Annotated in this window: 12 protein-coding genes; 6 read left to right on the forward strand and 6 right to left on the reverse strand. The window is 41.1% G+C overall.

From position 1 onward, the window contains the following. Window positions 1–5 precede the first annotated feature (5 nt). Genes A2621_01055 through A2621_01065 form a run of 3 tightly spaced genes read right to left on the reverse strand, consistent with a single transcriptional unit; the run spans window position 6 to window position 3085 of the window. A complete protein-coding gene (locus A2621_01055; GenBank protein OFW89498.1) occupies window positions 6–680 on the reverse strand; it encodes a hypothetical protein in 675 nt (224 codons plus the stop codon). A gap of 9 nt (window positions 681–689) precedes the next feature. Continuing rightward, the gene (locus tag A2621_01060; GenBank protein ID OFW89499.1) at window positions 690–1625 is read right to left on the reverse strand and encodes a glycosyl transferase; all 936 of its coding nucleotides are present in this window, start codon (window positions 1623–1625) and stop codon (window positions 690–692) included. Next, window positions 1622–3085, reverse strand: coding sequence for a hypothetical protein (locus A2621_01065; protein ID OFW89500.1), 1464 nt, complete (start codon window positions 3083–3085; stop codon window positions 1622–1624). Before A2621_01065 ends, A2621_01060 begins: the two co-directional genes overlap by 4 nt. 1 nt (window position 3086) lies before the next feature. On the opposite strand from A2621_01065, the gene A2621_01070 reads away from it, so the two are divergent. From A2621_01070 to A2621_01090, 5 genes are all read left to right on the forward strand, one after another. Next, window positions 3087–4100, forward strand: coding sequence for a tRNA (adenosine(37)-N6)-threonylcarbamoyltransferase complex transferase subunit TsaD (locus tag A2621_01070; GenBank protein ID OFW89501.1), 1014 nt, complete (start codon window positions 3087–3089; stop codon window positions 4098–4100). A 66-nt stretch (window positions 4101–4166) separates the two neighbouring features. Continuing rightward, window positions 4167–5015: a hypothetical protein gene (locus tag A2621_01075; protein OFW89502.1), complete on the forward strand. Its 849-nt coding sequence runs from the start codon at window positions 4167–4169 to the stop codon at window positions 5013–5015. Continuing rightward, window positions 5016–5876 (forward strand): hypothetical protein, encoded by an 861-nt coding sequence (locus A2621_01080; protein OFW89503.1) that lies wholly within the window; start codon window positions 5016–5018, stop codon window positions 5874–5876. It abuts the gene before it with no gap. A gap of 145 nt (window positions 5877–6021) precedes the next feature. Continuing rightward, entirely contained in the window at window positions 6022–6858 is an 837-nt protein-coding gene (locus A2621_01085) for a hypothetical protein (protein ID OFW89504.1), read from the forward strand. A 9-nt stretch (window positions 6859–6867) separates the two neighbouring features. Further along, window positions 6868–8124, forward strand: a complete 1257-nt coding sequence (locus A2621_01090; protein OFW89505.1) for a hypothetical protein — start codon at window positions 6868–6870, stop codon at window positions 8122–8124. On the opposite strand, the gene A2621_01095 is transcribed toward A2621_01090, so the two are convergent. Next, window positions 8108–9337, reverse strand: coding sequence for a hypothetical protein (locus A2621_01095; GenBank protein ID OFW89506.1), 1230 nt, complete (start codon window positions 9335–9337; stop codon window positions 8108–8110). The genes A2621_01090 and A2621_01095 overlap by 17 nt on opposite strands. 29 nt (window positions 9338–9366) lie before the next feature. Then, a complete protein-coding gene (locus A2621_01100; protein ID OFW89507.1) occupies window positions 9367–9933 on the reverse strand; it encodes a hypothetical protein in 567 nt (188 codons plus the stop codon). A 79-nt stretch (window positions 9934–10012) separates the two neighbouring features. Between A2621_01100 and A2621_01105 the strand changes: the two genes are divergently transcribed. Next, entirely contained in the window at window positions 10013–11533 is a 1521-nt protein-coding gene (locus A2621_01105; GenBank protein ID OFW89508.1) for a hypothetical protein, read from the forward strand. A 54-nt stretch (window positions 11534–11587) separates the two neighbouring features. On the opposite strand, the gene A2621_01110 is transcribed toward A2621_01105, so the two are convergent. Further along, window positions 11588–13732 carry a hypothetical protein gene (locus A2621_01110; GenBank protein OFW89509.1) on the reverse strand — a complete coding sequence of 715 codons (2145 nt, stop codon included), beginning with the start codon at window positions 13730–13732 and terminating at the stop codon, window positions 11588–11590. Window positions 13733–13776: the final 44 nt, after the last annotated feature.

The raw sequence follows: 13776 nt of genomic DNA on the forward strand, positions 1-13776 counted from the left end.
CCCTTTTATTTCCGGGAGGAAAGTTTAGGTGGTGTATATCGATAGATATCGTAAAGACGATTGCCCCAGCGAGGAAATCTATGAGACATGGGGTTTCCGTGAGCGTCTAAACGAGGAGAAAATCCCAATTTTGTCATGAGTATTTTGGAAGGTGTATTATCAGGGACAATAATGGCTTCTAAGATTTGATTCCCAAAGATAGATTTGTGAAACTTCATTAAAAACTGACCCAACTGTTTGCCCAATCCTTTATTCCGATAAGGGGGTAAGAAAGCAAAGTACAACTCTTTGTAAGGCTCCTCTCGTGTGGAATTTTGAATACCTCCAAACCCCATGATTTTTCCCTCTGGGGACACAATAATGAAACCAAAAGTCAATTGAGGATCTTTAATACCAAGACTTTCCAGATCGTTAAAAGTTTGCCAATTAGCAAGGTAATATGCATAGGTATTATCAATGGATTTATCTGGCCATAGGGTACCATCCCGCATGGTACGGCAAGTATCTGCATCTTTGAAAATAGTATACATTGCTTTTTTATCTTGGGGATTTCCTGTCACAGGTCGGATAATAGCTTTTGTGCCATCTTTTAGGTTGACGGTGAGGGTTGTATCAATACTCCACCCCAGTAAGGGGAGGAAAAACAGCGATACAGCAACTATTAACGATTTAAAATTCATATCCTAATTCTATAACCTGAAGTTCAAAGAAGATAAATATAAATAATGTAGCCGTTTCATTTCTCTTCTTGAATACTTGATGCTCTCTAAGATGACCCCACATGTTAAACTTAGAAAAGAAAGAATCATTAAGCTGGAACATAAGAGGGCTGTCGGAAGGCGCGGCACGAGACCTGTCTCGATGTAAGTGAAGACAAGAGGTAAACTTAAGAAGAAGGCAACACTTGTTAAGAAAAAGGAAATAATTCCAAAAAACAAAAAAGGCCTCAATTCTTTAAACAAGAAAATCATTCGTCTTAAAATTAGAAAACCATCAGACCATGTTTTTAGTTTGCTAACGGATCCCTCGGGGCGTGTTTGATAGGATGTATTGATTTCTTTTACAGGGAGATTAAGATCAAGGGCATGGACACTTAATTCTGTTTCAATATCGAAGCCTGAGGTCATAGCAGGAAAGGATTTGACAAACCTGTGGGAAAAAACTCTATACCCCGAAAAAATATCTTTAAATTGGCTATTGAAAAAAAATCTCAAGATCCAATTAAATAAATGGTTTCCCCAATTATGGTTTACGGGATAAGCACTTTTGGGGGCTTGACGCACCCCTATCACCATATCCAGTTGCTCTGTTTGTAGGGCAGAGATCATGGCTTGCACCTCTTTCGGGTTATAGGTGTCATCCCCATCTACCATAATATAGATGGTTGCTTGTACCTCTCGGAACAGTCTACGAACAGCGCTGCCTTTACCTTTCGTGGGCTCATGCAGGACCAATGCACCTGCTTTCCGAGCAACCTCTGTTGTGCGATCTGTTGAGTTGTTGTCGCAAATAACAACCAATAAATTAGGAACGGCTTTTTTAAAGTCTTCAATAACCTTCTTAATGGTCAGTTCTTCGTTATAACAAGGAACAATGAGGGCAATGGTTTGTTGTTTGGCGGTCATTTATGTTTATGATCCATGAATAAAGTTAGGGTGGAAAGAAAAAGTATACAAAGACAGGGCCAAAAACTCAACGCGTACCGTCCGAGGCCGGCTTGGGTGCAGGCGATGGCAATGAACCCGGCTTGGAGTGTTAGGGCGGAAAGGGTTCCAAGAACCAGGGGGTTAGAAATAGGTTTTTTTCTAAATTTATAGATTAAGGATAAGAGAGGTATCAAGAGGGACAAAATAAAACCAAGGCCTAACATCATTCGAATTCCGTACACAATGAACGGATTTCCCAGTTTTTGATTAAATTTGTGGCGCATCTCAGGTTCTTGATAGGTTCCCATGATGGGAAGGGGGGTGTGGGTTTCAAGGTAGGACTTAAAATCACCATCTTCCTGATAGGTGCAAAGGTCCCCTAATTGCCATAAGGCCCAGTAATTCATCCAAATATCCCCGAGATAAGCTTTGGGAGAGCCTTTAATCAAAGATATGGCAGCTTTTTTCCAAAAATCATCTTGTTCACTGGGGGGAAGGCTTGGTGTTTCGGAGCTGACACGCTGACGAATCGTATCATAGTAAGGACTCGTGAGCAGATATTTTAGGTGTAGAGAGGGTGCTTTATTTAGAACAAGCTGTACGGCAACAGATTCTTTTCTTGTGTTTGGAAAAGGGCTGTTAAGGACGTCCTCCGTTGGGATGGCGATTAATGCTTTTCCTATAAGGTTATGCCCCAAAAAAGCCTCGGTTTTAAAGAACCCATGTCGGAAAAATTGTGCTGTGCTGCCCAAGAGCAGAAAAGAAGCAATAACAAAAAATCCTATGATCACTTGTTTAGAGAGTTTTTCTTTTAAGGAAGAGCCTTGAAAGAAGGAAAGGCCAAGAGGCAAAAGGCATAGAATAATGGACAAAGGGCGTATGAGCGCAGCCATTCCGACGACAAGGCACAGACCATAATAATATTTAGTTTCCTTTGACTGAGACGCTTTTATGGTGAGGGCAAGTCCCATCATGAGAAAGGATTGTGCGGGGGAATCTGTCAAAAGGGAGAACGAAAGTTTTGCGAAAGGAATGTTAAACAGCAGAGCGAAGAGTAGGATGATTGATAAGAGGGAGGATCGCGTCATTTGCAAAAATGAAGCACTCAGAAAGTAGGCAGAAAAACAGAAAAAGAAAATTTGCAGAGAAGGAATGGGCTCATATGAATGAAAGAGAAAATGGATTCCCTTTAAAAACAGCGGGTATCCGAGAGAGCGTTGCGAAGAAAAATTGATATAACCTAGGGAATCTGGTTTCAACAGGGATTCGTCACAAAAGAGCCATAGATAAACAAGGCCCAATAAAAAGGAACATATTCCTAAAACAAAACGAAAATCGTTTTTCTTTTGTAAAGACCAAAAAGCGTGCATCTGTTGATAAAATAGTCTAGTTTTTATTCTTAATAAAAGAACCATGAAAGATTTTCCGAGAAAAAGCAAGATGTCTTTAATTGTACTGGGTATTGAAACGAGTTGTGATGAAACGGCTGCGGCGGTCGTAACGAAAGAAGGGGCTATTCTTTCTAATATTGTTTTTTCCCAAATTAAGGACCATGTTCCTTTCGGGGGTGTTATTCCTGAAGTATCGGCTCGAAATCATCTCTCTGCCCTGCGGCACATTGTTTTAGAAGCCATGAGCCAATCAGGTATTTCTTTTGATCAGCTGGATGGTGTGGCGGCGACTTGTGGGCCCGGATTGATAGGAGGCGTATTGGTCGGAGCGATGATGGGAAAGTCCATCGCGGCTTTTCATCAAAAGCCTTTTCTGGCCGTGAATCACCTAGAGGGACATGCATTGACAGCCAGACTAACAGATAAAGTCAAATTTCCTTACCTCTTATTATTGGTCTCAGGGGGGCACACCCAACTTATCCATGTCCTTGATGTGGGCAACTATAAAGTATTGGGGACGACCTTAGATGATGCGGTGGGAGAGTGTTTTGATAAGGTAGCAAAAATGTTAGACTTGCCTTATCCAGGAGGTCCCGCTCTTGAGAAGATCGCTGAAACGGGAAATTCAAAACGGTTTCTTTTTCCGAAACCCTTGTTCCATACATCTGCCTGTGACTTTTCGTTTTCCGGTTTAAAAACAGCTGTGAGATACGAGATTGAAAAACTCAAACCGATGGATGATGTAACAAAGGCAGATGTGGCTGCGTCTTTCCAGGCAGCAATTGTTGGGGTATTAGAGAAAAAAGTGACGTTAGCTCTGGAAAAAAACAGTGATTTAAAAACTTTTGTCGTTGCAGGAGGAGTGGGCGCCAATACATCCATTCGTCTTGCGTTGCAAGGGGTATGTCGTTCACAGGGGATTTCTTTTGTGGCCCCTCCCATTTCTCTCTGTACAGATAATGGAGCCATGATTGCTTGGGCAGGGCTCGAGCATCTTCGTAAAGGGGATATCTCTCAACTTGATTTTATGCCCAGGCCCCGGTGGCCCTTGGCGCCCTCTTGACCTTAGTCGTTGCTCCCCCCTTTTTTTTTGAGTACACTCTTTTAAGAGGAGTTGGCAACAGGGGGTATGACAAAAGTTTTTCGATTTTTTCCCAGGTTTTTTGTCCCAATTTTTTTTCTTTCCGTGGTTTTTTCAAACACTAGTTTTCCCACCACGTATCATATCCAAAAGATTAAAGAGAGAGGCTATCTGATTGTGGCCATGATTGATCAGGATGATTCCCCTTATGCTATGAAAGATCTTAAAGGTCAAGCTGTTGGCATTGATATTGGTTTGGCCAAAGATATTGCCAAGGATCTCGGGGTAGAATTGCAAATTCTAAGGTCTGCAGCAACCCATGATGAGGTTGTCGAGCAGGTTTTTCAGGGAAAAGCGGACATAGGGATTTCAGAGTTAAGTATCACCTTAGCGCGGGCAGAAAAGATTAATTACTCTAATCCTTACGTTTTGGTAAAAAAAGCGGTTCTTCTCAATCGTGGGCATTTTTTTCATTTAAGGAAAAACGCAGAGGAAAGCCTTCTCTCATTTTTGACAGGTGACCATAAGCTTGGCGTCAGAAAGGGCAGTTCATATGTTGGGTTTGCTAAATTTCAATTTCCTCAAGCAAAAATCGCGGAATATCCAACCAAAAGAGATTTGATGGATGCATTGGACAAAGGGCTTATTGCTGGGGTTCTTTGGGATGAGTTTGAGTTAGAAAGTGCGCTGCTGTCACTCAGGGAGGGGCCTCTACGGTATATCGCTGTTGTGATGGATATTCCTCCAGATCAAGTGGCAATGATCTTACCAAAAGATGATCTGAATTTTTTGCGATGGATAAATGCCTTTTTAGAATTAAATAGAGAAACCCTCTACATAAATGATTTGTTGAAAATGTATTTTACTCACTTAAAACAAATAAAAGTGGATGTCTAGATGACAAAAAATTTTAGATTCTTTTCTCAATTTTTCGTCCTGGTTCTCTTTCTGTTGGGGGGGGTTCCACTTTTCAGTTTTTCAAAGACACACTCTGTCCAACCCGTTCCGGATTCTATCCAAAAGATTAAAGACAGAGGGTATCTGATCGTCTCCATGATCAGAGAAGACGATCCCCCTTATGTGATGAAGAACCCTCAAGGACAGATGATCGGTATTGATATCAGTCTAGCGCAGGATATCGCGAAAAACATGGGGGTAGACTTGAAAATCTTAAGAACGGCGACAACCTATGATGACGTTGTTGAGCAGGTTTTTCAAGGAAAAGCAGACATAGGCATTTCAAATCTCAGCATTACCCTGGGGCGCGCAGAAAAGGTTAATTATTCAAGTCCTTATGTGTCATTAAAAAAAACAATTCTTCTCAATCGTGGGCATTTTTTTCGCACAAGGCAAAGAGAAAATGATAGCCTCGAGTCATTTTTTCAAAAAGGTCATAAGCTTGGGGTGATGAAGGGGAGCTCCTATGTGGAATTTTCCAAGATGTATTTCCCAAAGGCGGAAATCGCAGAATACCCAACGAAAGAGGATTTGCTCCACGCTCTGGATACCCAACAAATTGCAGGGGTTTTTTGGGATGAATTCGAGATGGAAAAGGTGATTTTCTTAAGCCCAGGAGGTCCTATACGATATTTTGTCGTTAAGATGAATGTTCCCTCAGATAAATCGGCAATGGTTTTGCCAAAACAAGATCTAGATTTTTTGCAGTGGGTTGATACTTTTTTAGAATTGAGCAGAAGAACTTTTAAAATACAGGATGTATTAAACATGTATATGGCCCACTTAAGAGAAAAAAAGTAAAATCCCAAAGGTCAGGTTGGTTTTGAGTGGGAACTCGGCCATTATTTGAGAAAGTTGTTCTGGCGGCCCTGGTCCTGCTGACCTTAATCATTGCTCCTCCCTTTTTTTTTGAGTACACTCTTAAGAGGGATTGGCAACAGGGGATATGACAAAAAGTTTTCATTTTTTTTCTAGGTTGTTTATCTTTACGCTTTTTCTTTCCGTGGTTTTTTCAAACACTAGTTTTCCCACCACGAATTATATTCAAAAGATTAAAGACAGAGGGTATCTCATTGTGGCTATGATTGGGCATGATGCTCCTCCCTATGAGATGAAGAATTCCCAAGGTCAAGCTATTGGCATTGATGTGAGCTTAGCCAAAGATATCGCCAAGGACCTTGGGGTAGAATTACAAATTCTAAGAACGGCAACAACTTATGATGAAGTTGTTGAGCAAGTTTTCCAGGGAAAAGCAGACTTAGGAATATCGAATCTCAGCATTACCTTGGGGCGTGCAGAAAAGGTTAATTATTCAAGTCCTTATGTGTCGTTAAAAAAAACGGTCCTTCTGAATCGTGCCAATTTTTTTCGCACAAGGCAAAGACAAGATGATAGCCTCGAGTCTTTTTTTCGAAATGGTCATAAGCTTGGGGTGATGAAGGGGACTTCCTATGTTGAGTTTGCGAGACTTCAATTTCCCCAGGCAGAAATCGTGGAATATTCAAACGAGGATGAGTTGATTAAAGCGTTGGCTGTTCGCCAGATTGCGGGGATTTTTTGGGATGAATTTGAGTTGGAGCGAATACTTATTTTGTATAAAGAGGGGCCCATACGATATATCGCTGTTGTGATGGATGTTTCTTCAGATAAAGCGGGCATCGCTGTACCAAAAGGAGATCTGAATTTTTTGAGATGGATTAATACTTTTTTACAGCTAAACAGAAAACCTCTTGAAATATCTGATTTGTTAAAAATACATCTGTCCAATTTGAATAAAAAATAGGAGCTTGAAATGAAATTAACGCAAAATAAGTTTGTTAATCCTTTAAACATGTTTTTAGCAGTTGTCTTAGGCATCTGTGTGGGTGTGTTTTTCCCTTTTTTGACGCGCAGCGTCGAGGGAGTTAATGGCGTTCTTTCTAATCTGCTCACCATGTGTGTGATTCCCATTGTAGTTAGTTCGTTGATTGTAGAAATCGGATCCTTTTTGAGATCTACGCAGCGCTCGAGTATGAAAAAATTTGCTCTCATTAGCGTTGCAGCCGGTTTAGGTCTTTCCCTTTTTTCGGCAGGAATGGGTGTTCTTTTTCAACCAGGAAAGCATATTAGTTTTGACAAAAAATCAGATCTTTCCTCAAAAGTTCTTGAAGAGGCCATCATTGAGCGTGCGCCTAACCAGCCTATCGAGACGCTGCGCCAAGAAAACTTTTTCGATTTTTTTGAAAAAGCGGTTCCCAAAAATATTTTTGGAGCCTTTACCGATAACAAAACTTTTCAGATTATCTTATTTACCATTATTTTTGCGATTTCTTTGTCTCACTGCCCTAAAGCACCAGTTTTAGAAAACTTTTTTGAGGCGACGAGGGATGCCTTTCTAAAGATATTCTCCTATGGCCTCTTCTTTCTTCCCGTTCTAGTGTTTACATCCACCTCTTTATCTATTTCTAAAATAGGATTGTATGTTTTTCTAGATATGCTGCCCTTCTTACAGATTATATTTTTACAATTTGTACTTGTTTTTTTAGGCAATTTGCTCATCCTCCGGTACAGATTGAAAATCCCTATCCTGTCTATTCTTAAAGATTTACAAAACCCGGCCTTGATTGCCTTTAGTGGATCAACGCTGGCGGCGACAATTCCGACCCTTTCTTTTTTTAAGAATACCGGGGAAAAGGGTCAGCAATTCATGACCATTGTCACACCGATCGCGATGTTTTTGAACCAGTATGGAAGCATCATTTATTTTTCTTTTTCTTGTTTTTTCATTGCGCAGGTATATGGACATCCATTCTCTTTTGAGGAGGCCCTTTTTATTATTGTTATTTCTGTTGTTGGAGGGATGGCAGTAGGTGCCAATGATGGCATTAGAGGCGTTTTGCTCATTTCTATCTTGGATCCTGTGCACGTATCGGCAGGACAGCTTGTTTTAATTTTGGCGGGCCTTGATTTCTTGGTGTCGCCGTTTATTTCCATGATAACGGTTCAAACCAATATCACGATTCTTTCCTTTCTTTCAGAACAGAGGAAAAGAGCTATCTTGACGACTTAAAGAGAGTAAACCTATTCTTTCTCGGGATGAAAAAGAATAAACACACGATGCTAAAAATGGCAACACAAGCACTGTATTTAAAGGCATAGATGGATCCATAATGCTCCCAGATAACACCTGCTATTTTGCTGGCGATCATGATATCTAAACCCATAACAATGTAGAAAATACCAAAAGCAGTGCCTCGAATATGTTTTGGAGCATGGTCTGAGACCATGGAGACAAAGATGCTTTGAGTTGTTCCCATCTGAGCGCCCCAGAAAAAAACACCTAAATAAATCAATAAAGGAGAAGTCCCATAAATCATGCAGATATTTGCAAGCAACATGAAAGAGAATCCTATTAACAGAATGTTTTGCCTCTGAAAACGATCAGAGAGGGTACCAATGGGAAAGGCGCTGAGAAATTGACCCATATTAAACATGAGCATGACAAGAGAAATGTACGTAATATTAACACCAGCTTCGGCCGCTCGGAAAGTTAAGTAAGATTCTCCAAAATGGGACAGCTCATAAACAAAAAGAAGAGCAATAATGCTCCAGTATTCTTTTTTGAGTTCCAAGAGAGATCGCCAGTGGAATTTCCTTTTATGGTTTGGTTTGTTGAGTTCAATCAACGGGGTTGCTGTGGGCTCTTTAACGCCAAAGATGAAAAGAATTAAGGCAATCAAAGCGGGCACAAAGGCACATAAAAACACAAAGCGGATATCATTATTTGTCACCGTCATGATCCAAACAACCAAGGCCGCTCCTATGACGGATCCAGCTGTCTTTAATGACTTAGATAACCCATAAGAACTGCCTCTTTTGTCTTTGGGAACAAGGTCTCCAATCAAAGCATCTCGAGGGGTTGCTTGCAGTCCGTTCGTTATGCGATCCAAGGATCTAATGAAAATAACAAGTCCTACAGAAGAGGAGAGTGCAAAAAGAGGTTTCACGAGGGCCGACAATCCATAGCCAAACCCGAGCACCACTTTTCTATTTTGTAGGATGTCACTAATAGAGCCAGCGACGATGCGCATGGCATAAGAGACAAATTCCACAAAACCATCAATAACACCGACGGTATGTTCTGAGACGCCCAGCTCTGTCTTCATAAAGAGGGGCATTTGGCTGAAAACCATAATGGTAGACAAGTTAATGAGAAACCCGGTAAGGCCTAAAATCCAAATACTGGTAGGAAGTTTAGAAAAAAATTTCTTCACTGAATGTATGCCTAGTCTAAATTTGAGATTTTTTGAGCTTAGTCTTCAATCACAACAATGGTACGTCCGCGTCCCCTTTTACTGGAGGCAGGCTTCTTTGACTTAGAACTCTGACTCCCTTCGGGAGAAAGATCAGGCACAATACGAGAACGTCCCTTCGAACCCATCATCACAAGAACTCTTTGTCCGACGGAAAGCTGAGAATCCTTTCCTTGCACGATGGTCAGGATGCGACCATCTCTGAGCTCTACGGAATATTCAATACCATCTTGGGATTTTAATCCCTTTTCTAGTAACGAACCCCCAACTGCACCGGCAGCAGCACCCAGAACGGCCCCAACAACGTGTCCACTTCCATGGCCTACTTGAGACCCTAGAAGTCCACCCGCGAGTCCTCCGCCCAACAACCCTACTTTGTTGTCTTCCAGGCTATCCCCCCCTTGCACTTTAACGGCGCGGGAAGAGATAATGACACCCTTGTATGTATGTTTAACAGAACCAACATCATCCTCAGAATATTCATTGGAAGAGATGTTTTTGGCACAGTTGCTTAATAAGAGAAGAGCAGAGAGACTGAATACAATTAGTTTTTTCATTTTTTCCATCGTATATTAAAAAATAATAATCGCATATTTCCATAAATAGTCAATAGTTTCTCGTTGTAAAAAAAGAAGAAAATATCTTATGATAAAGAAAGCAGGGAAGGTCATAATGATGAAAAAAATATTATTGTGTTTGGTTTGTTGGGGATTTTCTCTAATTGCAATGGCAAGATATACAGCTTTTGAGTGCAAAAATCTTAACACCTATGTAGGCTACTTGAAAAAAAGCAAGAAAGACATCTTATTAAGTCATCCTAAATGTAATGCAGCAGCGTTGAGAACGGCTCTCAAAAATGAGCACACCAAAAAAAAATGGATCAACGAAATTGAGCAGCCCTACCAAGAGTATTTCGGACACCCTTCTGGGATTTTCCGGGATTGTGAGAATTGTATCTCTAAAGCTCCTTTTTACAGGTTGCCCTCCAAAGAAGAACGGCAGTCCGAGGGCTATGTCCTTGTTCTTTCTGTTGATGGAGGGGGCGTAAGGGGACTCATTCCCGCAAAAATACTGGAACATATCGAAAAACAGACTGGGGTGAAAGTGTCTGACATTTTTGATGTATTTGCGGGCACCTCCACGGGAGGATTAATCGCGCTTTATCTAAACATGCCCACAGAAGAGGGTAATGCCAAATATAATGCAACAGAATTGGTAGAAATGTACCAGAAGATGTCTTCTAAAATTTTTTCCCATTCTAGTTATGTGCGAAAAATAAGAGGGACTGGAGGATTTTTTACCTCTCGATATTCGGCAAAGCCTTTTGAGCAACTCCTTAAAAAATATTTCCGGAATGTCACCATGGGCCAAACCGTGAATCCTGTTTTGGTGACATCCGCGAATATAAAATACAGAAAATCTCTTGAGTTTAGCACCCTCAATCTCCGGCAGCGAAAGGTCTTTTTGTGGGAGGCGGCGCGTGCAACAAGTGCAGCACCCACTTATTTTAAGCCCTATAGTAATCTAAATACACAATATTTTTATCCTGATCGATCCAGAGAACGAGAAGTAGATCCTGAAACTGGAGAATTGAAACCTCTCCTGCCGGAAAGAGTCAAACTGATTGATGGAGGGGTTGGCGTGAATAGTCCGTCCCAATCAGCCATTGACCTGGCCCGCACAATATATCCCAACAAGAAAATACTCCTTGTATCCCTTGGAAATGGCATTTATCGCGGTAAAACCAAGTTCAAAGGATCTGGTGTTTTCGGAGGAGGCGCTTTTACCCTGACAGACCAAGGGCCTAATTTGGCGGGTCTCTCAGAAGGGATGTTGGATATTCCTTCCGATTATCAGGAAGAGAAAGCAAAAAGGGACCTATTTCATCATGGGGGGACTTATATCCGCATCGAGCCAACGCCAGAAAAAGACCCAAAATATGACATCCCTTTAGATGACGGATCTCCAAAAGCCATGGAAAAATTAAGCAGAATTTCTGAAAAAATGATTAAGGATAATAAGGAGTTGAAACGGCTTTTGGTTTTATTACCCTCATATCTTCAGTTGAAAAGAAAAGGAAAAGAGGCCCAGCAGGATCTCTCAGAGAGCCAAAAAACCTTCCGAGCAAAACAAGCGTTTTTCGAAAAGAGAGCAACGAGGTCATAAAAACGTCCTATTTTTAAGCTTTTGATCTCTACTATGAGAATTGAATATTAGGTCTTAAGATCCCCCTGTACGTTGCTGAAGCTCTTCAAATCTTGAGAAGAGCTGTCCTGACATACTCTTCAGGTGCTCATACTGCTGTTCTAGTTCTTGATTTTGTTGTTCTAATGCCGTTGCCTTTTGCTTTAGATCTTGAAGCTCGGATTCTTTTAATTTTAATGTTTGTTCTTGGTTGCCAAGCTCTCTTTTGAAGGAAGCAATCTGGTTTTCTTTGGTAGTTAGTTCTTCTATTGAAAATTCTTCCTGTCCCTGTCTCGTAGTAACTTCGTCTCTTAACTTCTGAAGGTCGTTTGATTGTTGTCTGACGAATTGCTTTTCCTTTTCTAATTGAGTTCTTAAGTCTTCTATTTCTTTTTCAGCCGCCGATTGCTGTTCTTTAGATTGTGCATCCAACGTTGCTCTTGATTGGCGAACGACTTCTAACTGGCGTTGGAGATTCGTCAGTTTCGTATCGAAGTCGATATTTTGACTCGTCATTGCTGTAAGCTCTGCATTGGCTGAAAGTAAAGCGCGTCTTAATTCTTCTACTTTTGGTCCGTCATTTTGAGGGATATTAAGTTGCTGTTGCAAGTTCGAAATAATCTGCTGCTGTTCTTCTACTTTCTTCTTCAACGTTTTTCGGCCTTGCAGGTAACCATTTAATCTATGATTCAATTTTATTTGTTGTTGAAGAAGGGTTTCTTGTTTAGAGAGGCGATCTTTCAGTTCTTTAATTTCCAGGGATAGAGTGGACTCTCTAGCCTTAACAGTCGTTAAAATAGACTTAAATTGGCTTCGTAAAGCCTTCGAGTAATCCTTTTTACTCTCAGAACGTCCTTTCACATAGCCTCTCACAGCACCCCAGGCAAGCTGTGCACGTCTTTTTTTCATCTCTGCAACACGACGAGATAAGTTTCTGTTTTCTTCTAAAGTCTGTTGCTCTGCGGCCGTTCTTTTTCGAAGTTCTTCCTCGGCTTCTCCTTTTGCAGTTTCAGCCGCTGATAAAGAAGATTTGAGTGTGGCCAACTCAGATTGGAGAGCCTCGATTGTTGCCTTATTCCCAGCTTCAAGTTGCTGTAAGGAGTTTTGTAGTTGTATATTAGCCTGCTGCGCTGCTTGAAGTTCACGAAGTCGGCTTGAAGACCTGCTCATACTGAGATGAGATAACTTTTCCATTCTTTCTAAAAGCTTCGTATTTTTACTTTCTAAGGAACGAATCTTTGCTTGGTTTTCTCCCAGTGCCTTTTCGAAAATCAACCTGCTCTTGCGTTCTGATTGTGCATCTGTTTGATGGGCAGTAGAGTGACGCTTAAAGATTTCCATTTGGGTTTGGAGATAATGCTCCCTTCCTTTTACTTTTCGAAGTTGATTGATTAAGAAGGATTGGGCTGCGGTAAGCTGTTGAATCTGATAATCAACCGCTTTTAGGGACATCCCCCTTTCCTCTATTTGAGGGGAGTCTGTCAATGGATCTAAGCGAGAGGTGGGGCTTCGTTTAGATTCCCTTTTTGGTAAAATAGAAGAAGAGGGGGGTAGGGTTTGTTGAGGAGAAGGAATTTCTTCTGGTGGTAAAAAGCTTGCCTTAACAGCAGATCTTCTGAATGGTATTGGGTTTCTCGATGAAGGCACCGAGACAGAAGGTTGTTCACGACGCGGGGCATCAGAGAACACACGTCGCCAATTCCCTTCGCCCCACCTTTGTCCTTTATCTTGAGGGTGTCGCTCATAGGGTATTTGCTCCCATCTTCCTCTTGCAGAACAATACTTTTTAACTTTAGGAAAATTATATCTCTTGTCTATTTTCCTGTTGTCCCAAAGAGTCTGGCAAGATAGACTCCCGTTTTTTAATTGCAACAGAATTTGATCTTCTGGGGTTTTAGGGTCTATAGAAGAGGAAGGAACAGAAGCGAGAGTAGAAGTAAGAGGTTGAGAAGAAGTACAATACCGTTGAACATCGGGTAAATCATAGTCGAAAACACCCTCTATAACGCTTGCTCTTCCTCGTTTTTTATCTTCGAAAAGACCCTGACAAGAAATATCTCCCCGTTTCAAATAAGTAACAAGAAGAGATCCCCGATTTTTCTGAGTGTCCTTAACATCTCCTTGGCAGAGAGAACCAACTATTAATATAGAAGACCATATAAATAAGATTTTTTTTGTCATACCATCCCCTGTTTACTAATACGAGAATAAGTCACTTTGAATAA

It is taken from the genome of Alphaproteobacteria bacterium RIFCSPHIGHO2_01_FULL_41_14 (assembly GCA_001767855.1).
Taxonomy (GTDB): Bacteria; Pseudomonadota; Alphaproteobacteria; order UBA7879; family UBA5542; genus 2-01-FULL-41-14.

Coding starts and splice junctions, on each gene's coding strand:
- A2621_01105 (OFW89508.1), top strand. CDS start 10,013: ATGATAAAGAAAGCAGGGAAGGTCATAATGATGAAAAAAATATTATTG.
- A2621_01090 (OFW89505.1), top strand. CDS start 6,868: ATGAAATTAACGCAAAATAAGTTTGTTAATCCTTTAAACATGTTTTTA.
- A2621_01075 (OFW89502.1), top strand. CDS start 4,167: ATGACAAAAGTTTTTCGATTTTTTCCCAGGTTTTTTGTCCCAATTTTT.
- A2621_01100 (OFW89507.1), bottom strand. CDS start 9,933: ATGGAAAAAATGAAAAAACTAATTGTATTCAGTCTCTCTGCTCTTCTC.
- A2621_01110 (OFW89509.1), bottom strand. CDS start 13,732: ATGACAAAAAAAATCTTATTTATATGGTCTTCTATATTAATAGTTGGT.
- A2621_01080 (OFW89503.1), top strand. CDS start 5,016: ATGACAAAAAATTTTAGATTCTTTTCTCAATTTTTCGTCCTGGTTCTC.
- A2621_01055 (OFW89498.1), bottom strand. CDS start 680: ATGAATTTTAAATCGTTAATAGTTGCTGTATCGCTGTTTTTCCTCCCC.
- A2621_01085 (OFW89504.1), top strand. CDS start 6,022: ATGACAAAAAGTTTTCATTTTTTTTCTAGGTTGTTTATCTTTACGCTT.
- A2621_01070 (OFW89501.1), top strand. CDS start 3,087: ATGTCTTTAATTGTACTGGGTATTGAAACGAGTTGTGATGAAACGGCT.
- A2621_01060 (OFW89499.1), bottom strand. CDS start 1,625: ATGACCGCCAAACAACAAACCATTGCCCTCATTGTTCCTTGTTATAAC.